19 protein-coding genes and 1 riboswitch are annotated in these 23,990 nt (G+C 71.5%); of the genes, 10 read left to right on the top strand and 9 right to left on the bottom strand.

Going from position 1 to position 23,990, the window contains the following annotated elements:
* Window positions 1-3: 3 nt before the first annotated feature.
* The gene (locus tag O7610_RS18935) at window positions 4-210 is read right to left on the bottom strand and encodes a PspC domain-containing protein (RefSeq protein WP_281551999.1); all 207 of its coding nucleotides are present in this window, start codon (window positions 208-210) and stop codon (window positions 4-6) included.
* 386 nt (window positions 211-596) lie between these two features.
* Between O7610_RS18935 and O7610_RS18930 the strand changes: the two genes are divergently transcribed.
* Both O7610_RS18930 and O7610_RS18925 read left to right on the top strand, forming a co-directional pair.
* The gene (locus O7610_RS18930; RefSeq protein ID WP_475053453.1) at window positions 597-2,726 is read left to right on the top strand and encodes a DUF5941 domain-containing protein; all 2,130 of its coding nucleotides are present in this window, start codon (window positions 597-599) and stop codon (window positions 2,724-2,726) included.
* Window positions 2,723-4,936 (top strand): bifunctional glycosyltransferase/CDP-glycerol:glycerophosphate glycerophosphotransferase, encoded by a 2,214-nt coding sequence (locus O7610_RS18925; RefSeq protein ID WP_281551997.1) that lies wholly within the window; start codon window positions 2,723-2,725, stop codon window positions 4,934-4,936. The genes O7610_RS18930 and O7610_RS18925 overlap by 4 nt, the downstream gene beginning before the upstream one ends.
* A gap of 31 nt (window positions 4,937-4,967) precedes the next feature.
* Here the strand turns inward: O7610_RS18925 and O7610_RS18920 are convergent, their stop codons facing one another.
* Window positions 4,968-6,581, bottom strand: a complete 1,614-nt coding sequence (locus O7610_RS18920) for a glycosyltransferase family 2 protein (RefSeq protein WP_289211458.1) — start codon at window positions 6,579-6,581, stop codon at window positions 4,968-4,970.
* A gap of 65 nt (window positions 6,582-6,646) precedes the next feature.
* Here O7610_RS18920 and O7610_RS18915 point away from each other — a divergent pair, with 65 nt between their 5' ends.
* From O7610_RS18915 to O7610_RS18905, 3 genes are read left to right on the top strand one after another with little or no spacing between them, the layout of a single operon-like run.
* Window positions 6,647-7,189: a hypothetical protein gene (locus O7610_RS18915; RefSeq protein ID WP_289211457.1), complete on the top strand. Its 543-nt coding sequence runs from the start codon at window positions 6,647-6,649 to the stop codon at window positions 7,187-7,189.
* Window positions 7,186-8,364, top strand: coding sequence for a glycosyltransferase (locus tag O7610_RS18910; RefSeq protein ID WP_281551994.1), 1,179 nt, complete (start codon window positions 7,186-7,188; stop codon window positions 8,362-8,364). The genes O7610_RS18915 and O7610_RS18910 overlap by 4 nt, the downstream gene beginning before the upstream one ends.
* A gap of 42 nt (window positions 8,365-8,406) precedes the next feature.
* Complete coding sequence (locus tag O7610_RS18905) at window positions 8,407-8,979, top strand: hypothetical protein (RefSeq protein WP_281551993.1); 573 nt, start codon at window positions 8,407-8,409, stop codon at window positions 8,977-8,979.
* Window positions 8,980-9,016: 37 nt separating this feature from the next.
* Here O7610_RS18905 and O7610_RS18900 read toward each other — a convergent pair whose 3' ends face one another.
* From O7610_RS18900 to O7610_RS18885, 4 genes are all read right to left on the bottom strand, one after another.
* Entirely contained in the window at window positions 9,017-9,886 is an 870-nt protein-coding gene (locus O7610_RS18900) for an AraC family transcriptional regulator (RefSeq protein WP_281551992.1), read from the bottom strand.
* A gap of 113 nt (window positions 9,887-9,999) precedes the next feature.
* Window positions 10,000-10,482, bottom strand: a complete 483-nt coding sequence (locus O7610_RS18895) for a GNAT family N-acetyltransferase (RefSeq protein WP_281555737.1) — start codon at window positions 10,480-10,482, stop codon at window positions 10,000-10,002.
* A gap of 35 nt (window positions 10,483-10,517) precedes the next feature.
* Entirely contained in the window at window positions 10,518-10,892 is a 375-nt protein-coding gene (locus tag O7610_RS18890) for an ArsR/SmtB family transcription factor (protein ID WP_281551991.1), read from the bottom strand.
* A gap of 133 nt (window positions 10,893-11,025) precedes the next feature.
* Window positions 11,026-11,658, bottom strand: coding sequence for a GNAT family N-acetyltransferase (locus tag O7610_RS18885; RefSeq protein ID WP_289211456.1), 633 nt, complete (start codon window positions 11,656-11,658; stop codon window positions 11,026-11,028).
* A 238-nt stretch (window positions 11,659-11,896) separates the two neighbouring features.
* Here O7610_RS18885 and O7610_RS18880 point away from each other — a divergent pair, with 238 nt between their 5' ends.
* On the top strand, window positions 11,897-12,169 hold the full coding sequence (locus tag O7610_RS18880) for an alpha/beta fold hydrolase (RefSeq protein WP_289211455.1): 273 nt from the start codon (window positions 11,897-11,899) through the stop codon (window positions 12,167-12,169).
* A gap of 135 nt (window positions 12,170-12,304) precedes the next feature.
* Here O7610_RS18880 and O7610_RS18875 read toward each other — a convergent pair whose 3' ends face one another.
* Together O7610_RS18875 and O7610_RS18870 are read right to left on the bottom strand one after the other, a co-directional pair.
* Window positions 12,305-14,164, bottom strand: coding sequence for a S8 family peptidase (locus O7610_RS18875; RefSeq protein ID WP_289211454.1), 1,860 nt, complete (start codon window positions 14,162-14,164; stop codon window positions 12,305-12,307).
* A gap of 254 nt (window positions 14,165-14,418) precedes the next feature.
* Window positions 14,419-15,885 carry a glycosyltransferase family protein gene (locus O7610_RS18870; RefSeq protein ID WP_289211453.1) on the bottom strand — a complete coding sequence of 489 codons (1,467 nt, stop codon included), beginning with the start codon at window positions 15,883-15,885 and terminating at the stop codon, window positions 14,419-14,421.
* A 110-nt stretch (window positions 15,886-15,995) separates the two neighbouring features.
* Here O7610_RS18870 and O7610_RS18865 point away from each other — a divergent pair, with 110 nt between their 5' ends.
* The 4 genes from O7610_RS18865 to O7610_RS18850 all read left to right on the top strand — a co-directional run bounded on the left by O7610_RS18865 (window position 15,996) and on the right by O7610_RS18850 (window position 22,551).
* On the top strand, window positions 15,996-17,900 hold the full coding sequence (locus O7610_RS18865) for a glycosyltransferase (RefSeq protein WP_289211452.1): 1,905 nt from the start codon (window positions 15,996-15,998) through the stop codon (window positions 17,898-17,900).
* A gap of 125 nt (window positions 17,901-18,025) precedes the next feature.
* The gene (locus tag O7610_RS18860; RefSeq protein ID WP_281551985.1) at window positions 18,026-19,339 is read left to right on the top strand and encodes an ABC transporter ATP-binding protein; all 1,314 of its coding nucleotides are present in this window, start codon (window positions 18,026-18,028) and stop codon (window positions 19,337-19,339) included.
* A gap of 96 nt (window positions 19,340-19,435) precedes the next feature.
* Window positions 19,436-20,185 (top strand): HAD family hydrolase, encoded by a 750-nt coding sequence (locus O7610_RS18855; protein WP_281551984.1) that lies wholly within the window; start codon window positions 19,436-19,438, stop codon window positions 20,183-20,185.
* Window positions 20,182-22,551: a glycoside hydrolase family 65 protein gene (locus O7610_RS18850; RefSeq protein WP_281567206.1), complete on the top strand. Its 2,370-nt coding sequence runs from the start codon at window positions 20,182-20,184 to the stop codon at window positions 22,549-22,551. Before O7610_RS18855 ends, O7610_RS18850 begins: the two co-directional genes overlap by 4 nt.
* A gap of 79 nt (window positions 22,552-22,630) precedes the next feature.
* Here O7610_RS18850 and O7610_RS18845 read toward each other — a convergent pair whose 3' ends face one another.
* Window positions 22,631-23,647 carry a coiled-coil domain-containing protein gene (locus tag O7610_RS18845; protein ID WP_281551982.1) on the bottom strand — a complete coding sequence of 339 codons (1,017 nt, stop codon included), beginning with the start codon at window positions 23,645-23,647 and terminating at the stop codon, window positions 22,631-22,633.
* A gap of 2 nt (window positions 23,648-23,649) precedes the next feature.
* A riboswitch (cyclic di-AMP (ydaO/yuaA leader) is annotated at window positions 23,650-23,786 on the bottom strand.
* Between the last annotated feature and the right edge of the window lie 204 nt (window positions 23,787-23,990).

Genomic DNA, 23,990 nt, shown 5'->3' with positions numbered 1-23,990 from the left:
CGCTCAGTACGACGTGGCGAGGTTACGGTCCTCGTTCGGCATCACGATCCACAACGCCAGGTAAATGATCACCTGGGTGCCGGGCAGCAGTAGCGAGAGCAGGAAGATCAACCGCACCATTCCCGCTGAGATGCCGAATCGTTGGCCGAGCCCGGCGCAGACGCCGGCGATCATCCGTCCGTCGCGGGGACGTACCAGTTTGCGGCTCATCGGACGCTCCTTCGGGTGTCGTTGCTGGCGGGTCTGCCACACTCCACGGTAGGTACGCCGGGACGTGGTGACCTCCGTCCACGGACCGATTCGCGGCGTGGCTCCCGTACGGCGTTACCCTGACCGATTCAAGATCATTCAGGGGCCGCGCCAGGGCGGCGTCATCTCTCGGACGTGCGAGCTACCCGCATTGTTCACCGACTGCTAATCTTGCCGGCGTTGCCCACACCGACGGTGCCCCCACCCTCGTCGGCGCGCTCGGGCGACGCCACCCCTCGGAGCGCCTCGCGCGCTCGTCTAGACGGAAGCGCGCGAATGTGACACTGGCGATCCTGATTGCGGCGAACCGGGCTTCTGCTACCCCGACCAGCGCCGATGCCGGAGAGTTGCGCACAGCAAGTGGATCGTCGCTCAACGATCACCTCCGGGGGCAGCTCGTGGCGGCCGGTGCCGACGAGGTGCGGACTGCAGCACCGGGCATCGTCGCCGACCTCGTCGAGCGGGCCGCCGGGCCGGTCCTGCTGTGCGCCACCGACGTGGTCGCCCACACTGAGGTGATTCGACTGCTCTGCGTGGCGCCGGCCGATACCACCCGGGCGCTGCTGCTGACCACTGAGGACGGCTCCGGTGCCGGTCGGGCCGCCGCCGTCAGCGCGCTGCGCGGCCGGATCGTCGCCGTCACCACCGACCCAACCGGTGCAGACCCGGTCACTGTCGGTTCGGCCACCGTCGGTGCGGCCGGTGCGGGCCGGCTTCCGCTCTTCGGTGGCGTACTGCGGGTGGGCGTCGATGACCTGTCCGCGTTGGCCACAGCGGCCCGGGCCGGCGCCACCCGGCGACTGCCACCGGGCGCCCACCCGCTGGACGCGATCCTCGCCGAGTTCGTCGCCGACGGTGCCACCGTCGGGGCGTACCCGCTGCGGCACCTGGTGGCCCGGCGGGTGGCCGACCCGGTCGGTCTGTCCGACGCCGAGGCCCGGATCCGTGCCGTCGACCCCGACCGGGCCCGACTGCGCCTCGCGGTCAAGGAACATGACGACCTGTTCGCCACCTACTTTGTAAGCAGCTGGTCACCAATCGTTGCGAAGCTCGCGGCGCGGATCGGGTTGAGCCCGACCGGGGTCACCACGATCTCGGTCGCGTTCGCCGCCGCCGCCGCGCTGCTGTTCGCCGTCGGTGACCGACCGCTGCTGCTGCTCGGTGCGGTCCTGCTCTATCTCGGCTTCGTGCTCGACTGCGTCGACGGCCAGCTGGCCCGCTACACCGGCCGGTTCAGCGCGTTCGGCGGCTGGCTGGACACCATCGCCGACCGGGGCAAGGAGTACCTGGTCTACGCGGGGCTCGGCGTCGGCGTACACCAGGCGGGACTGGCCGGTGGGTGGGCGACCGACGGATGGGTGCTGGCCACCGCCGCGATCGTGTTGCAGACCGTCCGGCACATGACCGACGCCTGGTACGGGGCGCTGCACGACGAAGCTGCCCACCGGCCGGCCACCGGCGCGGCGGTGGGCGGGGTCGGCGGTCGGCTCAGCCAGGCCTCCGACCGGGTGCTCGCCGGGCCGCGCTCGCCGATCTACTGGGCGAAACGGACCATCGTCTTTCCGATCGGCGAGCGGTGGGCACTGATCGCCGCCACCGTGGCGCTGTTCGGCCCGCTGGTCAGCCTGTGGGCCGTGCTCGGCTGGGGGATGCTCGCGGCCATCTGGACGGCGGGCCTGCGGACCCTGCGGGCCCGGTCGATGCGGGTTTCGGTGCTGGCGGCGGCGGACACCGCGACCTACCGCGACGACGGTTTCCTGGCCAGTCGGATCGCCGGTCTGCTGACCGGTCGGTCCCCCGCCGGGCAGCTGCCCCTCGCGGTGACCGCCGCCGGGGCCGCCGCGACCCTGCTGGTCCTGACCGCGACCGGCGTGCTGTCCGGTGCCGGCGCCGTCCTAGTCGGCGCGGCGGCCCTGCTGGCGGCCGGCTCGGCCAGCGCGGCCAGGCCGGCCACCGGCGCGCTCGACTGGCTGGTGCCGGCGGCGCTGCGGGCGGCTGAGCTTCTCTTCGTCGTAGCGGCCGGCGTGGTCGCCGGCGTGCCGGCCGCGGTCACCTACGGACTGCTGCTGATCCTCGCCCTGCACCACTACGATCTCACCGCCCGGCTGGAAAAACGGCTCGACGGACCACCGCTGCGCCGGTGGAGCCTCGGCTGGGACGGCCGAGTACTGCTGCTCGCCGCCGCCGCTGCCGGACCGATGCTGCTCGCTCCCGGGCTGCCCGCGACGGTCGACCCGGTCGCGGTGACCACCGGTGTGGTCGCCGCGTTCGCCGGCTATCTGATGCTGCACTTCCTCGTGACCGCGGTCGTCGATCACCGGCCGCCGGCACCGGATCGAGCAGCGCACCACCGCCCGCCGGGCGCCGTCGCCCGGATTCCGGCACCCCGCCGGTCGCCGGCCATACCGGCTGATCCGGCTCCCTCCCTCCACCCCGCCGGCCGCCCCGCCGGCACGATCGCAGGTGATGACCGATGACGTTGATCAGTATCGTTGTGCCGGTGTACAAGGTGCAGGGCTATCTGCGGGAGTGCCTTGACTCCATCCTCGGGCAGTCGTTCACCGACGTCGAGGTGATCGCGGTCGATGACTGCTCGCCGGACACCTCCGGGCAGATCCTCGCCGAGTACGCCGCCCGCGACCCCCGGCTGACCGTGCTGTCGCTGCCGGCCAACGTCGGTCTGGGCAAGGCCCGAAACGCCGGCCTGGACGCGGCGACCGGCGAATACGTCTGGTTTCTGGACAGCGACGACTGGCTGACCGACGGCGCGCTGCGGGCGGTCGCCAACCGGCTCCGCGACACCACGCCCGACGTGCTGATCGTCGACCACGTACGGGTGTTCTGGAACAACTACCAGGCGGGTAGCGCACTGCGCCAGGCGTTCCCGACCTCGCCCGGTGCCGAGGTGTTCGACGTACGGACCCGACCGGAGACGCTCAAGGTCCTGCACACCGCCTGGAACAAGGTCACCCGCCGGGAGTTCCTGGTCGATCTCGGGCTGCGGTTCGAGGCTGGCTGGTACGAGGACGTGTCGTTCACCTTCCCGCTGCTGGTCGCGGCCGAGCGGATCACCGTACTCGACCGGGCGTGCGTCAACTACCGGCAGCGCCGCACCGGCGCGATCACTCGGACCCGCAGCGCCCGGCACTTCGAGATGTTCGACCACTGGGGCCACACCTTTGACTGGTTGGACGCCCGCGGCCCGCAGGCCGATCCGGTCCGGCCCGAGCTGTTCGGTCTGATGATCTCCCACTATCTGATGGTGCTGGGGCACGGCGGCCGGCTGCCCCGCGAGCTGCACCGGGAGTTCTTCGCCCGGGCACACGCCGACTACCAACGGCGGCTGCCGGCCGGCGGTTACCCCGAGCCGGACGGCGTGGAAGGACTGAAGCGGCGGCTGCTGGCCGCCAATCGGTGGCGTACCTTCGCCGCGTTGCGGGTCGGTCAGCAGGCCCGCAAGAAGCTGCCCTCGGTCTCCCGACGCCTCGGCCGGCCGGTCAAGCGGCGGCTGATCAACTTGGCCCGGGCCGGTCGGCGGGTGTTGCTGCGCGGCTACTACCGGCTGCAGCTGCGGCTGCCGATGGACCAGTCGCTGGCGCTGTACGCCGCGTACTGGTACCGGGGCTACAGCTGCAACCCGGCGGCGATCCACGCCAAGGCGGCGCAGATCGCCCCGCAGATCAAGAGCGTCTGGGTGGTTCGTCGGGACCTGGCGCCGAGCATGCCGGCCGGCGTGCCGTACGTCGTCGCCGGCACCCGGGGCTACTACCGGGCCCTGGCAAGGTCAAAGTGGCTGATCAACAACGTGAACTTCCCCGACTACGTGCGCAAGCGGCCCGGCTCGGTGCACGTGCAGACCCACCACGGCACGCCGGTCAAGGTGATGGGTCTGGACCAGCAGCGGCACCCGATCGGCGCCACCTCGATGAACTTCTCCCTGCTGCTGCGCCGGGTGGACCGGTGGGACTACAGCGTCAGCGCCAACCACTTCTCCACCCAGATGTGGGAGCGCGCCTACCCGGCCGGCTTCGAGTCGCTCGACACCGGCTATCCGCGCAACGACCGGCTGGCGCTGGCCACCGACGCCGAGGTGGCAGCCGCCCGGGAGGCGCTCGGTATCGCTGCCGGCGAGCGGGTGGTGCTCTACCTGCCGACCCACCGCGAACACCAGCCCGGCTGGCGGCCGGACTTCGACGCCGACGCCTTCGCCGAGGTCCTCGGCCCGGACGCCTGGCTGCTGATCCGCAGCCACTACTTCCACGACCGGCAGCGGACCGGCCGGGCGCCCAACGCCCCGGCCAGCGGCCGGGTCCGGGACGTGTCGGCGCACCCGGTGGTCGAGGACCTGTACCTCGCCGCCGACGTGCTGATCACGGACTACTCGTCGGCGATGTTCGACTACGCGATCCTGGACCGACCGATCGTGATCTACGCGCCGGACGCTGCAGCGTACGCGATGGCGCGGGGCGTCTACTTCGACATCACCGCGGAACCTCCGGGAGCGGTCGCCACCACCTTCGGCCACCTGCTGGACGTGTTCCGTACCGGAGCGGTCGACGACGACGCCGCGGCCAAGGCCCGGACCCAGTTCCGGGGGCGGTTCTGCCACCTCGACGACGGGCACGCCGCCGAGCGGGTGGTCCGCCGCGCGTTGCTCGGCGAGCCGGCACCGCCGGCCGCCCGCTGATCCCGGATCGGGGCGGACGGACGGTGGTCGGTCAGCTGTCGGTACCGCGGGACGTCAGTCGCCGTCGACCGGACCGTGCCGTCCGCCATGCCCGGCGGAGCAGGTTCCGGCTCTGTCGGGCACCCATCTCGGACAGCCACTGCGGACTGCGGGCCAGGGTGCCGGCGGTGCCGTCGGTGACGACCAGCGTCGGCCCGGCGGCGTCCGGCGTCAGCCAGAGCACCCGGGCGCCGACCCGGGTCGGACCGGTGCCGAGGGTGCCCCGGCCGCCGCGCTCCGGCCCCGGCGGTACGGCGTACTCGCGGCCGCTGTCCCGGACGACCAGCCGGACCGGGTACCGGCCGGGGGCCAGCTCACCGGCGGCCAGCCGGCAGGACCAGCGCAGATCGTTGCCTTCGCGGGATTCGACGGTGACCGGTTGGCGGAGCAGCCCGTCCCCGACCTCCAGCAGCAGGTCGGAGCGGACCTGACCGGGTTCGCCGTCGATGCCGGCGCAGCGCACCGTGCCCTCGACGGCGACTGTCGGGCCAGCGGCTGCCGGGCCGGTGACCGGCCGACTGCCACGCAGCGCCTTGACACTGACTGTCATCTCGCGGACCCGGAGCAGATCGCGGTAGGTGTCGAAGTCGGGGTGCCCGAGGTACGGCTGGCCGGCGTGCACCCGCAGCGGTCGGCTGGAACGCGGCCGGCGTACGGTCGCGGCGTCCTGCTCGTAGATCGCGACGGCGCGCAACCCGGCCCCGGCGTTGCCGACGAACTCGCTGGCCACATCGATCGGGATGTCCTTGAAGAGGCTGTGTATTCGGGCGGTGAACTCGGCGAGCTGATCGTCGTCGCAGCCGGCCGCCGCCCGCCACGCGTAATGCAGCTGCATGTAGGCGATCCACCGGTACACCGCTTCGCGGTCGTCCGGGCGCAGGTCCCGCACCTCGTCGGCGAGCCGCTCGATGATGGTCAGATGCTGCATGATCCGGGCCGGCTGGCTGCGGGAATCCATCAGCGAGGAATTGTCCCCCCGCTGTCGGTAGAGGTAGCTCAGCCGGGGGGTGAGGATCGTCCGGGGCGATCTGGCCAGCAACGGGATGGTGAACAACACGTCCTCGAACGCGGTGCCCTCGGTGAACGTGACGCCGACCGCGTCGACCAGATCCCGGCGGAAGATCTTGTTGCAGGCCGACGGGTTGCCAACCAGATCCGGGGCGTGCGCGATGTGCTCGACGACCCGTTCACCGATGAGCAGTTCACGACGCCAGGCGGGGTTCGGCCGGGGCGGCAGCCCTTGCATGTCGCCGACGGCGATCGCCGCCTCATGGTGGTCGGCGAGCCCGGTCAGGTGACTGAGCGCGCCGTCCGGGTAGATGTCGTCCGAGTCGAGGAACGCCAGGTAGCGGCCGGTGGCGAGGCGCACGCCATGATTGCGGGCCGCGCCGAGCCCGGCGTTGTCCTGCCGGACGTAGCGCACCGCGGTGGCCTGAGTGGCGTACCGCTGGGCGATCTCGGCTGACCCGTCAGTCGAGCCGTCGTCGACCACGATGACCTCGACCAGGTCCCGACCAGGCTGGCCTTCGATGGATCCGAGCGCTTCCGCGAGCCATTTCTCTGTGTTGTAGACCGGCACGACGACGCTGACCGTCGGAGATGGCACCGCGTTCACCTCACGTCACGACTGGGTAATCTGGGCCGGTGACCCTGATTCGTAGAGTACGTCGCGTGCTGCGCCCGGCCCGGCGGATGGCTGGTCGGCTACAGCGCATGGCCGGCCGGCCAGCGGCGCAACTCTACAGCCCGAACGTTACCGCGAGCGACGTTCGTCTTCTCGTCGGCGTCGCCGAGCGCAGGGGTGATCGTCAGGGCGTAACAGCGGCCCTGCTCCGGCTGGTGCAGCGCGGGGCGGCGAACGAGACCGAGCAGCGGCGGGTCCGGTCCGTCGGCGTCGGCGCCCCGGGCCCGGCCGCCGACCCGCCGCCCGCGGGTCGACCGGCCGGCGACGCGGTCCGGCTCACCCTGCACCGACCCGATCCGGCCGCCCCGATCGAGGCCACCGTCACCGGCCGACCCGCACCGCTTGCGTACTGGCGTCCTGCCTGGTCAGGGCTGCCGTCCGACCTGCGAGACCAGCTCACCACCAGTGTCCTCACCCGACTCGCGGCGACCGGCGGCGTCACCGAGGTACGTGCCGGCGACCCGGCCAGCGCATCCGTCGCCCGAGCGGTCGCCGCCGGCACCGGTGCACGGTACGGTGGGCAGCCGTGATCGTTCCCTGGCGCCGTGGCACCTCCGCCGGACACCTGCTTGACGACGCGCTGAGCGCGCTGACCGCCGCCGACTGGTCCGACACCGGCCGCCCCCCGGTCGCCTGGCTGCACTGGCCGGTCGACAGGGCCAACCCGTACCAGTCGTTGCTGTACAGCCGGTTCGCCGGGCACAACTTGACGCCGATCCGGGTCCGCCGCCTCGACCAACTGGACAAACTGCTGCCCGCGCTGCCCGACGGCGTCGGCCGGGTGCTGCACGTGCACTGGCTCTACGACGTCACCTCCGGTTGCACCACCACCAGCCAGGCCGAGGCAGCGGTCGATGCCTTCGCCAAGCGGCTGGACACCCTGCGCGACCAGGGCGTACGGCTGGTCTGGACGGTGCACAACCTGCTCCCGCACGAGACTGTGCACCGGGCGACCGAAACCCGGCTGCGCCAGGTGATGCTCGCCGCCGCCGATGTGGTGCACCTGATGCACGACAGCCACCTCGACATCCTGCGGGAGACCTTCGGAGCCGAGCCCCGACGCGTGGTGATCGCCCCGCACCCCACCTTCGCCGGCGCCTACCCGGACTGGGTGGACCGGCCCGCCGCCCGCAGCCACCTCGGCATCCCGCTCGGCGTCCGGGTGCTGGTCACCTTCGGGCAGGTCCGGCCGTACAAGGGGCACGGCGACTTCCTCGACGCGCTCGATGTCGCGGTCCGGCTCGACCCACGGCTGCGCTGGCTGGTCGCCGGCAAGGTACGCGAGGAGGCCGGCGGCCCCGACTTCATGCGCCGGGCTGCCGAGCACCCGGCGGTGATCTTCCACCCTGGCTTCGCACCCGACACCGACGTGCAGTACTTTCTGCGGGCGGCCGACGCCGCCGTCTACCCGTACCGGTCGTCGCTGAACTCCGGTGCGCTGGCGCTGACCGCCGGGTTCGGACTGCCGGCGTACGTGTCGACCGGCACCACCGTCGGTGGCCTGCTGCCGGACGCCGCGCTGCGCCGGTTCGACCTGTCCGACCCGGACAAGACCGCCGAGACGATCACCGAGTCCGGCGGTTCCTGGGACCGCGCCGAGCCGGTCCGCGCGGCGGTCCGCGACCACGTCGAAGCCCTGGCCCCGGCCAAGGTCAGCGCCCGGTTCGCGGCTGAGCTGCGGCGGCACCTCGACCCGCTGGCGTGACCGCGTACCTAAGTAGATCGATCGGTCGCTAGTCTTGTCGGCATGTCGAGCCCTGTGCCACCGGCGCCTCCGTCAGGTCCGGACCGTAAGTTGGTCTGGGCCTCCGACGAGGTGCGGGTCAGCATCGCCGAGCAGGTCCTGCCGCTGCGGGACCGGCAGAGCAGGCCAGCGGCGGCCGTCCGGGCGGCGGTCTTCGTCTACGCCTTCACCTGGCTGCCGGCCTTCGTTGTCTTCGCGGTGGCGACGACCGCCGCGCCGGCGTACACCAACCACGCCAGCGTCGCGGCGACTGCCGTCTGGGCACTGCAGTTCACCACCCTGATCGCGGTCTGGGCCGTGGTCGGGGCGGTGACATCGCGGCGGGCCACAGCGGCCGACGGTGCCTATGAAGCCCCACCGGCCCGCCGGGTGCTGGTCCGCGCATCCGGCGGTGCGCTGGTCACCGCCGGATGCGCGGCACTGGTGCTGGCGCTGCACGGACTTTCGATCGGTCAGCTGGCGGTGCCGGTCGGCGTGCTCGTCGTCGTCCTGCATCTGGTGCCCGCACTGGTCGCCCGGCTGCTGCTGCGTCGCCGTCGGCGGGGCGCGGCGGATGCGCCGGACCCGGCGACCTGACTGTCCGTACGATCTGCTGCCCGCCAGTCCTGCCCCGTCAGTCCGGTTCGACGGGCAGCCACAGGTCGCAGGTGGCGGTGCTGAAGTCGGCCGCACGTTCGAGGAAGGCAACCATCGACGGACCCGGCCGCAGCCGCCACGGGTTGGACGGGAACCACTCGGTGGCGGTCGCGGCCCAGGCCGCCTGCAGGGTCTGCGGGTGCGGTCCGGCGGTGCGGAACACCGCCCAGGTGCCGGCCGGCACCTCGACGGAGTTGAGGTCGGCGGGGATGGCCGTGTCCGTGTCGATGGCGACCCCGTGCAGGTAGGTGAGCTCGGTGCCCTCGGTGCTGTCCGGGTCGAGGTCGTGGAGAATCTGCAGCAGTCCGGCCGGCTCGGCGTTGCCGAGCGACTTCAGCCGGGAGTGCTCCTGGGCCGGTAGTGCGGCGATGTGCCGCTGGATGTGCGGGCTGACGCCGTGGTGGATCAGCGGGACCCGGGCCGCGTGTCCGACGAGCCGGAAGGCGGGCCGGTCGATGATTCGGGTGTGCATCGGAGTGTTCCCTTCGACGGTCAGGCGGAACCTGAGCTGTGACTGGGTGCGAAGGGGGCCTCCGCGACGGCGCACGTCACCCGGGCCGACACCGTGTACGGCCCGGAAGGCCCGCCCGAACGCCTCCGTCGAGCCGTACCCGTACCGGACGGCGATGCTCAGCAGATCGTCGTCGCCGCGAACGAGGTCGGCGGCGGCGACGGTCATCCGGCGGCGGCGTACGTACTCCGACAGCGGCATGCCGGCCAGCGACGAGAACATCCGGCGCAGGTGGTACTCGGTCGTGCCGAGCGTGCCGGCCACCGCGTCGACGTCGAACTCCTCGGTCAGGTGCTCTTCGACGAGGTCGACCAGCCGATTGAGTGCCGAGATCACGAAGCCTCCCTTCGCCGTTCAGCCTGGCCGAACCCGCCTCGGCGGCGCCCGACTTCTGCGGCCCGATCCGATCATCCGCGACCGACCCGGCCCGGGGCGCGCCGGTCGGAAGGTCAGCCGATGTTCGGGCTGCGGCGTTCGAGGAGGACGACGTCACGCCAGCGGCCGTGATGGCGGCCGATGCGTTCGCGGGTGCCGATGGTACGGAAACCGCATCCGTGGTGCAGGGCGATGCTGGCGGTGTTCTCGGGGAAGACTCCGGACTGGATGGTCCAGATGCCGGCCTGTTCGGTGGCGGTGATCAACTGCTGGAGCAGTTGCCGGCCGATGCCGCGCCCGCGGGCGTCGGGGTGGACGTAGACGGAGTGCTCGACGACCCCGGCATAGACGCACCGGTCCGAGACAGGGGCGCAGGCGGCCCAGCCGACGACGGTGTGCACTCCGGCGGCGGGGTCGACGGCGACCCAGCGGTGGTCCGGCAGGCGGGTGGCCGTGAAGTTGTCCCAGGAAGGCGGCTCGGTCTCGAAGGTAGCGTTGCCGGTGGCGATGCCGAGCCGGTAGATGTCGAGTACGGCGTTGCGGTGTGCGTCGGTCATCGGGGCGAGGACGAGTGGCGGTGCCTTGTCGGCGGTCAACGGGTGACTCCGGTGGTGGCGATCGGGACGTCGAGTAGCTGGGACAGGGCGGTGAGCCGGGCCGGGACGATCCAGTAGTACACCCAGGTGCCGCGACGCTCGCAGTCGATCAGACCGGCCTCGCGCAGCACCTTGAGGTGGTGCGAGATCGTCGGCCCGGTCAGGGTGAACGCGTCGGTCAGGTCGCAGACGCACACTTCGTCGCCAGCCTGGGACGCGATCAGGGACAGCAGTCTCAGCCGCACCGGGTCGCCGAGGGCCTTGAAGCCGCGGGCCAGGCTGGCGGCTGCGTCGTCGGTCAGCGCCTGGTCGGTCAGCGGGGGGCAGCAGGTCGACGCGTCCGGCACGATCGACAGCTCTTGTCTTGACACTCGTCTAGTTTGACAATTGTCGAGTCAGGTCGCAACCTCGTTGTTTAAATGTTGGTCTAATCAAGTTCGGCGGCGCGGATGTCCCGTGTTCAACTCGCCCTGCGCGTCGCCGACGAGCAGCCGAGCCGGGCCGTCAGCCGGCCACGCTCCGGGGCCGGGGCTCGCGCCACATCGGCCAGATCGGCGGGCCGTCGGGCAGCCGGACCGGTCCGTGCGGTCGGTAGCCGTGCCGGAGGTAGAGGTCCCGGTTGCGGGGCGTGGTCGCCTCCAGGTAACCGGGGGTTCCGTAGCCGTCCAGATGCCGGTGGTGGTGCCGCAGCAGCGCACTGCCCAACCCGCCGCCCTGCCGCCACGGCGCCACCGCCAGGTAGGCCAGATGCCAGTGCGGCTGCCACGGATGGTGCGCCGCCAGGATCCGGCCCAACGCGGCGAAGCGGGGTTGCCACCGTCCGGTCGCGGTGAGCAGTTGCAGCTCGTGATTGCTGACCGTCTGCGGCTCGGTGGGCGTACGCCGCCCGCGCGGGTGCCAGACCGCGACCCCGCTGAACTGGCCGGCGATGTGCACCGTGCCGCCGGCCCGGATGGCGTGATCGAGCTCGATGGTGAACAGCGTCCGGAAGATCTCCGTCCGTGCCTCCAGGTCGCCGACCAGCCACTGCGACACCGGCGCGATCAGGAACGCCTCGGTGAGCAGCGTGGCGGCCTGCGGAAGGTCGTCCACTCCGGCGGTACGGATCGTCACGGCGGCTGGGTGGATCGCGGTCATCAGCGGCCTCCTGCCGGTCGGCGTATCTGCGTGACGGGTTGCCCAGCCGGTGGGCCGGGCAATGCAGGTGACGTCCGTGGGACCGGGCCGGATGGCGTAGCGGCAGGTCAGATGCCCGACACTTGTACTGTCGCTGGTGAGAACTGCAATACGCCGACCGGCGTCGGTGTGACAGCTGGTCCCGTTTGTGGCAGCTGGTAGCCGAGTGTGCTGGAGGCTCGATGGCGACGTTCACGGGATGCCGGACGACCTGGCGGCGGAGGTGCTGCGGCGCGACCGCGACCAGTCCGGCACGCCGTTCGGGCAGCCCTGGCCGCTGCCGGCCTGGCCGGATGTGCCAACCCGGTTCGTCGTCTGCCGCGACGACCGGTTCTTTCCCGCCGGGTTCATCCGTGGCCTGGTCGCGCAGCGGCTCGGCATCACGCCCGACGAGATCGGCGGTGGCCATCTGGCGGCGCTCAACCACCACCGGGAGCTGGCTGACCAGTTGGAGTCGTACCTCCTCGACTGACCCAACCGGATTGCCCGCCGAGCGTGAGCCCGGCGCGCAACCGGACCGGGGGCGTCGCAGACCTACGACGCCCCCGGTCCGGTGCAGTGCCTGTCGGAGCCGGTCAGGGTCGACTCGACCGGGCTTGGGACAGGATCACAGCTCGAGCGACCAGGTGTTGATGTAGCCGGTGTCGCCGCTGAAGATGTCGCGGACCCGCAGCTGCCAGGTCCCGTTGGCGGTCTCCGACGACAGGTTCACCGTGTACGTCTCGATCACGTTGTCGGCTCCGTCGAAGAACGCCCAGCTCTTCAACCGGTAGGAGGAGCCGTCCGGGGCGATCAGGTCGACGATCAGGTCACCCCGGTAGGTGTGCTGGATGTTGACGTCCACCGTCGACGACGACGAGGGGGTGCTGCTGCAGCCGCTGATCGAGATGCTGCTGCTCACCCACGACCCGCTGTCCGGGATCGCCACGTCGGTGCCGTTGGTGCCGGTGCAGCTGCCGCCCGGGCCGATCACCGTGAGGGTGAACGTCGCGGTACGGGTCGCCGAGCTGCCGGTGCCGGTGACGGTGACCGGGTAGCTGTCGCCCGGGGTGCTCGCCGAGGTGCTGACGGTCAGGCTGGCCGAGCCGCCCGAGGTGACGCTCGACGGGCTGAAGCTGGCGGTCGCGCCGCTCGGCAGACCGCTGGCCGAGAAGCTGACCGACTGCGCCGAGCCGGACGTGGTGGCGGTGGAGACGGTCGCCGTCACCGAACCACCCGGCGTGGTCGAGCCGGACGTCGGGCTGACCGACATGGAGAAGTTGTCCGCCGGCGGGGTGCCGTCGTTGACCACGTACAGCAGCCGGTTGGGCGAGCCGCTGCCCGGGTTGCCCACCGCACCCCCCGTCGCGTTGTCGTACAGGTAGTCGCGGACCTCCTGCGGGCTCCAGCCGGGGTTGGCCGAGGCGACCAGGGCCGCCGCGCCGGCCACGTGCGGCGCGGCCATCGAGGTGCCGCTGATGGTGTTCGTCGCGGTGTTGCTGGTGTGCCAGGCCGAGGTGATCGACGACCCGGGAGCGAACACGTCCAGGCAGGTGCCGTAGTTGGAGAAGCTGGACCGCGCGTCGCTGCTGGTGGTGGAGCCGACGGTGATCGCCTCGGTGACCCGGGCCGGGGAGGTGTTGCAGGCGTTCGCGTTGCTGTTGCCCGCCGCCAGGCTGTAGGTGACACCAGCGGCGATCGAGTTGCGCACCGCGGTGTCCAGCGAGGTGTTGGCGCCACCGCCGAGGCTCATGTTGGCCACCGCCGGCATTTCGGCGTTGTCGGTCACCCAGTCCACCCCGGCGATGACGCCGGCGGTGGTGCCGCTGCCGGAGCAGTTCAGCACCCGGACGCCGACCAGGGTGGCACCCTTGGCGACGCCGTACGCGGTGCCGCCGACGGTGCCGGCGACGTGCGTGCCGTGGCCGTTGCAGTCGTCGGCCGACCCGCCGTCGACGGCGTCGAAGCCGCTGACCGCGCGGCCGCCGAAGTCGTTGTGGCTGAACCGGATCCCGGTGTCGATGATGTACGCGTGCACATTGGACGCGGTGTTCGGGTAGGTGTACGAGTCGTTCAGCGGCAGATCGCGCTGGTCGATCCGGTCCAGCCCCCACGACGGCGGGTTCGGCTGGGTGTCGGCGATCCGTACGGTGTGGTTCTGCTCGACGTACTCGACGGCCGGGTGGGCCGCGATCCGGGCCGCCTGCTTCGCGCTGGCGGAGATCTCGAAGCCGCGCAGCGCGGCGGTGTAGGTGCGGGCCACCGTCCGGCCGTGCTGGCCGGCGAGGCTGCGGGCGGTCGCGGCGACCTGTCCCCGGGTGACCGCGCTCTTCTTGAAGACCACGATGTAGCTGTCCGGTACGGCGGTCGGTCCACCGGCGTGCCGGATCGTTCCCTCCGGTTCGGCGGCGGTGACCGGTCCGGTGACTGCCGCCACCATGGCCAGTGCTGTGGCACCGACGATGATGATCCTGCGGGGGAGATTCATCTCCCGTCCTCCCATCAGATCGGCAGGCGTCAGTCCGCTGACGGTGACAGCTGATCAGTGAACGCCGATCTTGCTGAGAGTAATCTGGGTCGACACTGGGAAGTTATATGCCGAAACGTCTATACCATTGGTGCGATGGAACCGGCGAGATCATCGCCCACCTGCGGTGCCGTGCCCGAACAGCGGGCAGTGCCTGGCGGCCCGAAACAAGGAATTTTCATGATCGCCCTTGGGCTGGGGCGGTTGATCGACGCTCAGCGGGAGACCAGCCGACGGCGTACCCCGCGGGCGTACTTGCGGGCGACGAAGACGGTCGCCCGGCCGAGGCTGCGGGCCCCACCGACGGTGACCGTCTGTCCGGCCCGGCGGCCGGCGGGCGGCCCGGCCGTAGCCTGGCCGCCGGCCGCGCCCGACCCGGTCGTGGTCAGGTCGACGACGTCGTACTCGCTGCCGGTCTCCCACCGTTGACCGTGGCTGGCGGCAACAGCCTCGACCAGCGCGCCGTCGGCGGTACCGCCGTGCACCGCCCGGCTGCGGGCCGCGGTGGACCACAACTCGACGGCGTGGGTCGGAGCACCGGCACCGGCCGGCAGCACCCGCAGCAGACCACACCGCCACTTCTCCATCGCCGCGACCAGCGACCCGACGGTCCGCGGACCGACGCCCAGCCGGGGCGGCACCCGGAGCAGGTACGGCGTGGGGAAGGCGGTCACCGGAGCGCTGCTGACCATCCGTACCCGTGGTTCGCTGCGGTACTCGGCGGCCAGCAGCCGCAGGTCGGCTCGGCCACTGTCCGTCCCGCCGCTGTCCGTCCCGGCTGCGGCCCAGTCGCCGACCAGGACCACGTGCAGGTCGCGCTCGTTGCCGCCGAGCAGTCGGTCGACGCAGGACCGGACCACCTGGTACGGCTGGTCGACCGGCACCACGGCGGTCACCAGTGGCACCTGCCAGACCCGGCCGGGACGGCGGCGACGCTCGCGGGGAAACGGCACCAGGTCGGTCAGCTCGGCGTCGGCCCGCCCGGCGGCGACCGGATCCGCCGCGGCGGCCGTCCACAGCGTCGCCGCCGGCTCCGGCACGAACACTGCCCCGGCCTGCGCCAGCCGGTAGGCGACCTCGACGTCGGCGCCCTGGAACTGGTCGGAGCCGGCCTGGTAGCGGTCGCGCTGAAAGGCGTAACCGGTGCCGGCGGCGGCCAGGAAGACGAGATGGTCGGCGGTGCGGAGCTGATGCGTGGTGTCGAGCAGGCGGGCCAGCCCGGGGTCGACCGTACTGCCCGGGAAGAGCTGGCCGAGGGTGCCGGCGCTGGCGTGGGCCACGATCACGTCCGGGTCCGGGGCCCGGCCAGAGAAGATCATCGGTACGGCGACGCTGACCGCCGCCGGACTGGCCTGCTGCCAGCGGGTGAGCGCCGAGACCAGGTCCGGTGCCGGGACCGCCCCGGCCGGAATCCGGACGATGATCTCGCCCTTCGCGGTGCCGACCTCGTCGGCGAAGGCGCTGTCGGCGGCAACGGTGACGATCTGCAACAGCCGGTCAGGGTACCGCTGCTGGCGCAGTGCGGCGACGGTACGGGCAGCGGCCGCCGGGTCGCCACCACCGCCGACCACCAGCACGCTCACCTGGGCGGTGGGCGCCGGGTGACCGGGCTCGACGGGGGCGATCAGCGTCCAGTCGTTGTGTGGTGACGGAGCGGCGGACACGGCACCAGGCAGGGACACGCGTGCAGCGTACCGGAAGCCCGGCCGGTAGCCTCTGCCGTGATGTGGGTCGGGCGTCGCGCGTGTCGGCCCGACGTGGTGCTCCGAGCCGGAACGACAGGGTGGCGCAGGTGGCGGAGAATACGGTGGGCGGCGTCGTGCGCGGCGGGAGTCCCGATCACCGGCGCTGGTGGTGGCGGGTCCGGTTGACCGATCGACCGGACGGCCGCCCGGTGTCCGGGCCGACCACCGGGGCGGCCCGCCGGGCGCTGGTGGACGCCGACTCGGTGGCGGCGCTGCGCCGCCTGCTGGCTGAGCCGGCCGCGGCCACGCCGACCCGCCAGCTGGTGGTCCGGGTACGCCGTTGGCGTCCGCCGACCGCTGGTTGGTCCGGCCGGCTGGGTCCGGTGCCGGGCCTGCGGCGGCACCGGGTGCGGCTGCCGCGCGGTGGCGGCAACGCACGGCTCAGCGTCGACCTGGTCGAGCCGATTCCGCTGCACGATCTGCTCACCGCCGCGTTGGCGGTGCTGGCGCCGGTCCGGCCGTTGCCCCGACCAGCCAGCGCCGACGTCGCGGCGGTCGGGGTGGCGCCCGGCTGGTTGCCGGTCGCCGCCAACCATTCGGTGACCGGGGCGTTGACGACGAACCCCGAGATCCGTGGGTACGACGTGGTGCTCGCCCCGGACGCGGCGACGCTGGCCGCCGCGGCGGACCTGGTCGGGGTGGCGGTGACCGCCAGTGGCACCGGTGCCCGGGTGGCCAACCGGCAGCCGCTGGTGCTGATCGATTCGGCGGTGGCGAATCCGGTCAGCCGGGGCCGCCGGTACGGGCCGACGGAGCCGACCGGGGTGTTGGAGTTCCTGCCCGCCGACCCGGTGCCCGGCTGGCAGGTGCGGCCGGCTGAGTCCGCCCCCGCCGGGTCGGCACCGGCAGCCGGAGCCGGTGCGGTGCCGGTGGCGCGCGGCGGGTTGGCCGGCGTACCGCTGTCCGGTGACCAGTTGGCGGCGATCCGCCGGTTCACCCATCTGATCTGCCCCGACGTGCCGGCGATCGCGCCGGCGGCGGAGGCGACGCTGCTGGCCCAGCTGGCGGCGACCGGTGCCGTGCTGCGGGTGCCGCAACTGCCGCCGGCGGTGGCGGACCGGCTGGCCGAGCCGTTGCTCGCGGTGCTGCGTAGCGGCCTGCCCGGGGTCGGCGCGGATCCGTTGGAGTGGGAGATCCGCAGCGTACGGCAGCGGTCGGCGGCGTTGCGTGGGCACGCCGCCGCGTTTGCCGCCGGTGACGTCACCGCCGACACATTTCCGGCGCTGGCGGCGCCGCCGTCGGTGAGCGCGGTGCTGGTCACCCGGCGTCCCGAGTACCTGCCGGACGTGGTGCGGCAGCTGGCCGGGCAGACCTACCCGGAGTTGGAGATCGTGCTCTGCCTGCATGGCATCGAGTTGACGGCGGACCTGCGGGCGCAGCTGGGCGAGTGCGGCCGGCCGATCCAGATCTTCAGCGCGCCCGCCGGGTTCAGCTTCGGCGAGGTGATGGGCGCGGCGACCGCGCGGGCCCGGGGCAGCCTGGTCACCAAGGTCGACGACGACGACGTGTACGGCCCGGAGCACATCTGGGACCTGGTGCTGGCCCGGGAGTACTCGGGCGCGATGCTGGTCGGCAAGGCAGCCGAGTTCGTGGTGCTGCAGATGCTCGGGGTCACGGTCCGCCGGGCGGCGGTGCCGCCGGAGGCGTACGGCGCCCCGGTGGCCGGCGGCACGATGTTGATGGCGCGCGGAGATCTGGAGGCGGTCGGTGGTTGGCGGCCGGTGCCCCGGTCGGTCGACCGTGGCCTGATGGACCGGGTGCTGCGCGCCGGCGGGCTTATCTACCGCACCCATCCGCTCGGCTACCTGTACGAACGGCGGGCGGCCGGGCACACCTGGGACGCCGGTCTCGACTACTTCCTACGTCGGGGTGGCCAGCAGTGGGACGGGGTGCCCCGGCATCCGGAGTTCGGTACGTCGCCGGTCGGACTACCCGAAGTAACCGCTCGGTAATCTATCCGACCTCTTGGTGATCGAGCTGTTACAATACGAACATGGCACGTTTACCCGATGTGCCAGGGCGATTGCGCTCGTCACAGTCATTCGGGGGCCGGCAACCGATGGCTGGGGAGGTGACGGTGACCACCGTCGCGCTCAAGGATGTATCCAAGGTCTTTGCCGACGGGACCGTCGCCGTCGACAAGGTCAACCTCGACGTCAACGACGGTGAGTTCATGGTGCTCCTCGGCCCGTCCGGCTGCGGCAAGTCGACCGTGCTGCGGATGATCGCCGGGCTGGAGGATCCGAGCAGCGGTGCGGTGCTGCTCGACGGCGAGCTGGCCAACGACATTCCGCCCAGGGACCGCCGGGTCGCGATGGTCTTCCAGGACTTCGCCCTCTATCCGCACATGTCGGTGGGGGACAACATCGCCTTCCCGCTGCGCCTGTCCGGAGTGGAGACGGCGTCCCGGCAGGAGCGGGTGGCGGACGTCGCCAGCGCGCTGGGCATCGGCGACGTGCTCGCCCGCAAGCCCAGTCAGCTATCCGGCGGTCAGCGGCAACGGGTGGCGATGGGGCGGGCCATCGTCCGCCGTCCCGGCCTGTTCCTGATGGACGAACCGCTGTCTAACCTGGATAGTGGGTTGCGGGCCGAGCTGCGGGCGGAGATCTCCGGGCTGGTCCGCGAGCTCGGCGTCAGCACCGTCTACGTCACCCACGACCAGGCCGAGGCGCTCACCATGGCCGACCGGGTGGCGATCATGCGCAAGGGCGTGCTGCAGGACGTCGGCACCCCGACCGAGGTGTACGGCCGGCCGGCCACCCTCTACGTCGCCGCGTTCCTCGGCAGTCCCCGGATGAACCTGCTGGAGGCCTCGGTCTACGTCCATCTCGACCGCTACGTCGCGCTCAACCTGGGCGAACAGACCATCTACCTGCCCTGGACCGATCTGCGGGCCCGGGCCGTGTCGCACTACCACGGGGAACGCATCGTGGTCGGCCTGCGGGCCGAGGCGCTGACCCCGGTGGCCCCCGGCAGCCCGGGCGACGTGCTGCAGGGCCGGATCCGGTTCCTCGAACACCACGGCCACGAGTCGCTGGCCTACCTCGACATCGGGGCTACCGCGATCGTGGTCGACGACCTCGCCGGTACGGCGGTGGAACCGGCCGGTGCCGGTAGCCGGCTGCGCCGGTTCGGCGGCGTGATGCAGCGCCTCACCGGTCGGTCCGTCAGGCGGGCGGACGTCGGAGACCAGTCGGCCGAGTCCGGCCCGGACCGGGAGAGCGTGCTCAGCGATCCGGGGCGGCACCACCGCCGGCCGGCCGAGTTGGCCGTGCGACTGGCCCCGTACCCGGCGGTCACCCCCGGCCATCCGCTGGCCGTCTCGGTCCGGATGGACGCCCTGCACTTCTTCGACGAACGGGGCGACCGGATCGACGTCGGATGGCGGTGAGAGGGCGGCCGGCGATGAGTGACTGACTGGTCACCATGGGCTGGCGCGCCGGTGGAAACCGAGCCGGCCGACCGGAGATCAGGTTAGATTGGCTGCGTGCTCGGTCTACCCGCTCATGTGACCGCCTGCCTGTTCGACCTCGATGGGGTGTTGACTCAGACCGCGAAAGTGCACAACGCGGCGTGGGAGGAGACCTTCAACAACTTCCTCCGCGCCCGCGCCGCCGACACCGGCCAGCCGTTCCATCCGTTCGACCCGGGCGCCGACTACAGCCGCTACGTCGACGGTCGGCCACGGGCCGACGGAGTGCGTTCCTTCCTTGCCTCGCGGGGCGTTGAGCTTCCCGAGGGGTCGGCAGACGACCCCCCGGAGGCCGACACCGTGTACGGCATCGGCACCCGGAAGAACGAGGTGCTGCTGCGACGCATCGCCGAAGACGGGGTGCAGGTCTACGACGGTTCGCTGGCCTACCTTCATGCTGCCCGCTGGGTCGGGCTGCACCGGGCCGTCGTCTCGGCCAGCGCCAACTGCCGGGACGTGCTGATCGCGGCGGGGATTGAGGAGTTGGTCGAGGTGCGGGTAGACGGGGTGATCGCGCGCGAGAAGGGCCTGCGGGGCAAGCCGGAACCGGACACGTTCCTGGCCGCTGCCGCGCAGCTCGGCGTCGAGCCGGGCAACGCTGCGGTGTTCGAGGACGCGCTGGCCGGCGTGACGGCGGCGCGAGCGGGGGAGTTCGGCTGCGTCATCGGTGTCGACCGGGTCGGCATCGGTGACGAACTGCTCGCCAACGGTGCCGACATCGTGGTGAGCGATCTGGGGGAGTTGCTGGTCGGAGCCGAACGGTGATCCGGGAGCGGGCCTACCCGGTGGAGCCATGGCATGTGCGGGAGACCCGGCTCGACTTCGACATCCTGGCCCAGTCGGAGTCGGTCTTCGCCCTCGCGAACGGGCACGTCGGATTCCGCGGCAACCTGGACGAGGGCGAACCGCACGGGCTGCCCGGCACCTATCTGAACTCGTTCTACGAGTTGCGGCCGCTGCCGTACGCCGAAGCCGGCTACGGCTTTCCCGAGTCCGGCCAGACGCTGGTCAACGTCACCAACGGCAAACCGATCCGGCTGCTGATCGACGACGAGCCGTTCGACGTGCGCTACGGCGACCTGCTCTCCCACGAGCGGGTGCTCGACCTGCGGGCCGGTCTGCTGGACCGCCGGCTGGAGTGGCGCTCGCCGGCCGGGCGTACCGCCCGGGTCCGCAGCACCCGGCTGGTGTCGTTCACCCAGCGGGCGGTCGCGGCGATCTGCTTCGAGGTGGAGGCGGTCGACGAGCCGTTGCGCATCATCGTGCAGTCCGAGCTGGTCGCCAACGAGGAGCTGCCGGCACAGAGTAAGGACCCGCGCGTCGCCGCGGTGCTGGAGACGCCGCTGCAGGCCGAGGAGCGGCTGGTGCAGCCCGACGGCGGGCTGCTCATCCACCGGACCAAGGCCAGCGGGCTGCGGATGGCAGCGGCGATGGGGCACGAGATCGACGGGCCCGGCGAGGTGTCGGTCAGCACCGAAGGATTCGACGACTGGGTCCGGACCACCGTCTCCTGCCTGCTGGAGCCGGGGCAGCGGCTGCGGATGGTGAAGCTGCTGACGTACGGCTGGTCCAGCCAGCGCTCGTTGCCGGCGCTGCGCGACCAGGTCGGCGCGGCGTTGGCCGGCGCCCGGATCTCCAGCTGGGAAGGGCTCTGCGCCGAGCAGCGCAAGTACCTCGACGACTTCTGGGACCACTCGGACGTGCGGGTGGACGGCGACCCGGAGATCCAGCAGGCGGTCCGGTTCGGGCTGTTCCATGTGCTGCAGGCCGGTGCCCGCGCCGAGCAGCGGCCGATCGCGGCGAAAGGGCTGACCGGCCCGGGGTACGACGGGCACGCCTTCTGGGACACCGAGATGTTCGTGCTGCCGGTGCTGACCTACACCCAGCCGGGGGCGGTCGCCTCGGTGCTGCGCTGGCGACACTCGACCCTGGACCAGGCGCGGGAGCGGGCCCGGATGCTCGGGCTCAACGGGGCGGCGTTCCCGTGGCGGACCATCCGGGGCCAGGAATGCTCGGCGTACTGGCCGGCCGGTACGGCCGCGTTCCACGTGGCGGCCGACATCGCCGATGCGGTCCGGCGGTACGTGCACGCCACCGGCGACGTCGAGTTCGAGCGGGAGATCGGCCTGGAACTGCTGGTGGAGACCGCTCGGCTGTGGCGTTCGCTGGGTCACCACGACCGGCACGGCCGGTTCCACATCGACGGGGTGACCGGGCCGGACGAGTACACCGCCGTGGTCGACGACAACATCTACACCAACCTGATGGCGCAGCGGAACCTGCTGACCGCTGCCGACTGCGCGCTGCGCTACGCCGACCGGGCCTGGGTGCTCGGCGTCGACGACGAGGAGACCGCGGCCTGGCGGGACGCGGCCCTGTCGATGCACGTTCCGTACGACGACGAGCTGGGCGTGCACCCGCAGTCGGCCGGGTTCACCCGGCACCAGGAGTGGGACTTCGCCGGCACCCCGCAGGACCACTATCCGCTGCTGCTGCACTACCCGTACTTCGACCTGTACCGCAAGCAGGTGGTCAAGCAGGCCGACCTGGCGCTGGCGATGCACTGGCGGGGCGACGCGTTCACCGAGGAGGAGAAGGCACGCAACTTCGCCTACTACGAGCGGCGTACGGTGCGGGACTCGTCGCTGTCCGCGTGCACCCAGTCGGTGATCGCTGCGGAGACCGGGCATCTGGAGCTCGCCCACGACTACATGGGTGAGGCCGCGTTGATGGACCTGCACGACATCAACCGCAACACCCGCGACGGTATCCACGTCGCCGCCTTGGCCGGGGCGTGGCTCGCGCTGGTCGCCGGCTTCGGGGGGATGCGTGACCACGGCGGGGAGCTGGCCTTCGCTCCCCGGCTGCCGCAGCGGATCAACCGGCTGGAGTTCGCCATGATGTGGCGGGGCCTACGGCTGCGGGTGGCTGTCCAGCACGACGAGGTGACCTACTCGCTGCGCGATGTCGATCAGAACGCCACCGTGGACCTGACCCATCACGGCGAACCGATCACGGTGGCTGCGGACAAGCCGGTCATCCGGGCGATCCCGCCGGCCGGCCCGGTCAGTCCGCCGCCGCAGCAGCCGACCGGCCGCTCACCGGTACGCCGGTCGGCGCGTACCGACTGACAACCTACGTCTCGTGCTGACGACCTGCGTCTCGTGCGGTGCCGGGGCCGGCCCCGGCACCGCACGAGGTGAGGTCAGGTCACAGCAGGGACAGATGTACGTGGTTGGTGTGGTCGCTGTTCGGGTCGCCGCCGGCACCGCTGTACGAACTCCAGCCGGTCGTCGGTGACCAGAACTGCCGGTACCAGATGACGTACAGGATGCCGAGCTTGTCGGCGTTGCGGACCAGGAAGGCGGTCAGGTTGTTGCCGTACAGCCGGTCGTCGCCGAAGGCGTCGCCGCCGAACCCCTGCTGCTGAGCGGAGAAGTCGCAGGCCCGTCCCTTGGGGTGCTCGAACGGTCCGCCGGGGCGGAAGCAGGAGACGAAGCGGGTGAAGCCGGCCTTCTTCGCCTCGTTCAGCGCGTGCATGGTGCGCGGCGTGATGCAGCCGCTCGTGGTGGGGTCGTCCAGGCTGCACGACTGGGACGGCCAGGAACCGTCCGAGTTACGCGGAGCCTGGGCGGCGACCGGCGAGGTGGCCGAGACAAACCCGTTGGTGGCGACCGCGCCGACCAGTTGCAGGGCCTTTTCGGCCTCTTTCTTCTGGCGGGACATCGCCTCGAGTTGCTGTTCCTCGCGGGCCACCTCGGCGTCGATCGCGGCGACCGCCCGAGCGGCCTGTTCGCGGGCCTCGTTGAGCTCCCGGATCCGCTTGTTGTCGTGCATGGCGATCATGTCCAGGCCTTCGGCGCGTTCCAGCAACGTGTCCGGATCGGCACTGTTGAGCAGGACCATCACCGGGGTGATCCGACCGAGACGGTACGAGTTGGAGGCGACCTGGCCGATCTGCGGGGTCAGCGCCGCTATCCGCTCCTCGACTTTTTCCAACTCGAGGTTGAGCTTCAACTGGCGTTTGCGGGACTCGTCGACCGCGGCTTTGGCTTCGACGAAGCCCCGGCCGGTCGATTCGAGCACCTCACTGAGCAATGGCGGGGCGCCTTCGTCGTCCGGATCCTGAGCGGCGGCCGGCGACGCTACGACGAAGCCGGCGAGCAGGGCGGCGACGGCGGCGAGGGCCGCGGCCGTCGGAATCCGCCGGCGGAGGGGTGCGGTCATCCTGTTCCTTTCCTTGGCCGCCGACCGAGTTAGCTGACGGGTTCGGGACGGAACGATCCCTACCGCTGGCGCGGATTCACCCCGGTGGAAACGTGGTTCCCCGGCTCACCCCGGAGGGGTGATTGGGCGGCGGTCACCGCCGGCGCCGGTGGGCGCCGCCTGGCGGAGACCGCGGGCAAGCTTACCGGATCGGTCACCGGCATCAACACCTCGACAATCCTGACTGAGCTGGAATAATCCGTTACCAGACAACGACTTTCGGTGATGTCCACTGTCTGCGTTTGTCGGTGTACGACAAGTCGTGGGACGGGCCGGATATCGCTGCGTCGAGGTTAGCGGCTGA

Origin of the sequence: Solwaraspora sp. WMMA2065 (genome assembly GCF_030345075.1) — a bacterium.
Lineage (GTDB): Bacteria > Actinomycetota > Actinomycetes > Mycobacteriales > Micromonosporaceae > Micromonospora_E.
This window is presented reverse-complemented; position numbering and strand designations above follow the sequence as displayed.

What these genes read in the sequence shown, in the direction of transcription:
- O7610_RS18875 (WP_289211454.1), bottom strand. Translation starts at nt 14,164, where the DNA reads ATGAATCTCCCCCGCAGGATCATCATCGTCGGTGCCACAGCACTGGCC.
- O7610_RS18935 (WP_281551999.1), bottom strand. Translation starts at nt 210, where the DNA reads ATGAGCCGCAAACTGGTACGTCCCCGCGACGGACGGATGATCGCCGGC.
- O7610_RS18925 (WP_281551997.1), top strand. Translation starts at nt 2,723, where the DNA reads ATGACGTTGATCAGTATCGTTGTGCCGGTGTACAAGGTGCAGGGCTAT.
- O7610_RS18880 (WP_289211455.1), top strand. Translation starts at nt 11,897, where the DNA reads ATGCCGGACGACCTGGCGGCGGAGGTGCTGCGGCGCGACCGCGACCAG.
- O7610_RS18905 (WP_281551993.1), top strand. Translation starts at nt 8,407, where the DNA reads ATGTCGAGCCCTGTGCCACCGGCGCCTCCGTCAGGTCCGGACCGTAAG.
- O7610_RS18845 (WP_281551982.1), bottom strand. Translation starts at nt 23,647, where the DNA reads ATGACCGCACCCCTCCGCCGGCGGATTCCGACGGCCGCGGCCCTCGCC.
- O7610_RS18885 (WP_289211456.1), bottom strand. Translation starts at nt 11,658, where the DNA reads ATGACCGCGATCCACCCAGCCGCCGTGACGATCCGTACCGCCGGAGTG.
- O7610_RS18895 (WP_281555737.1), bottom strand. Translation starts at nt 10,482, where the DNA reads ATGACCGACGCACACCGCAACGCCGTACTCGACATCTACCGGCTCGGC.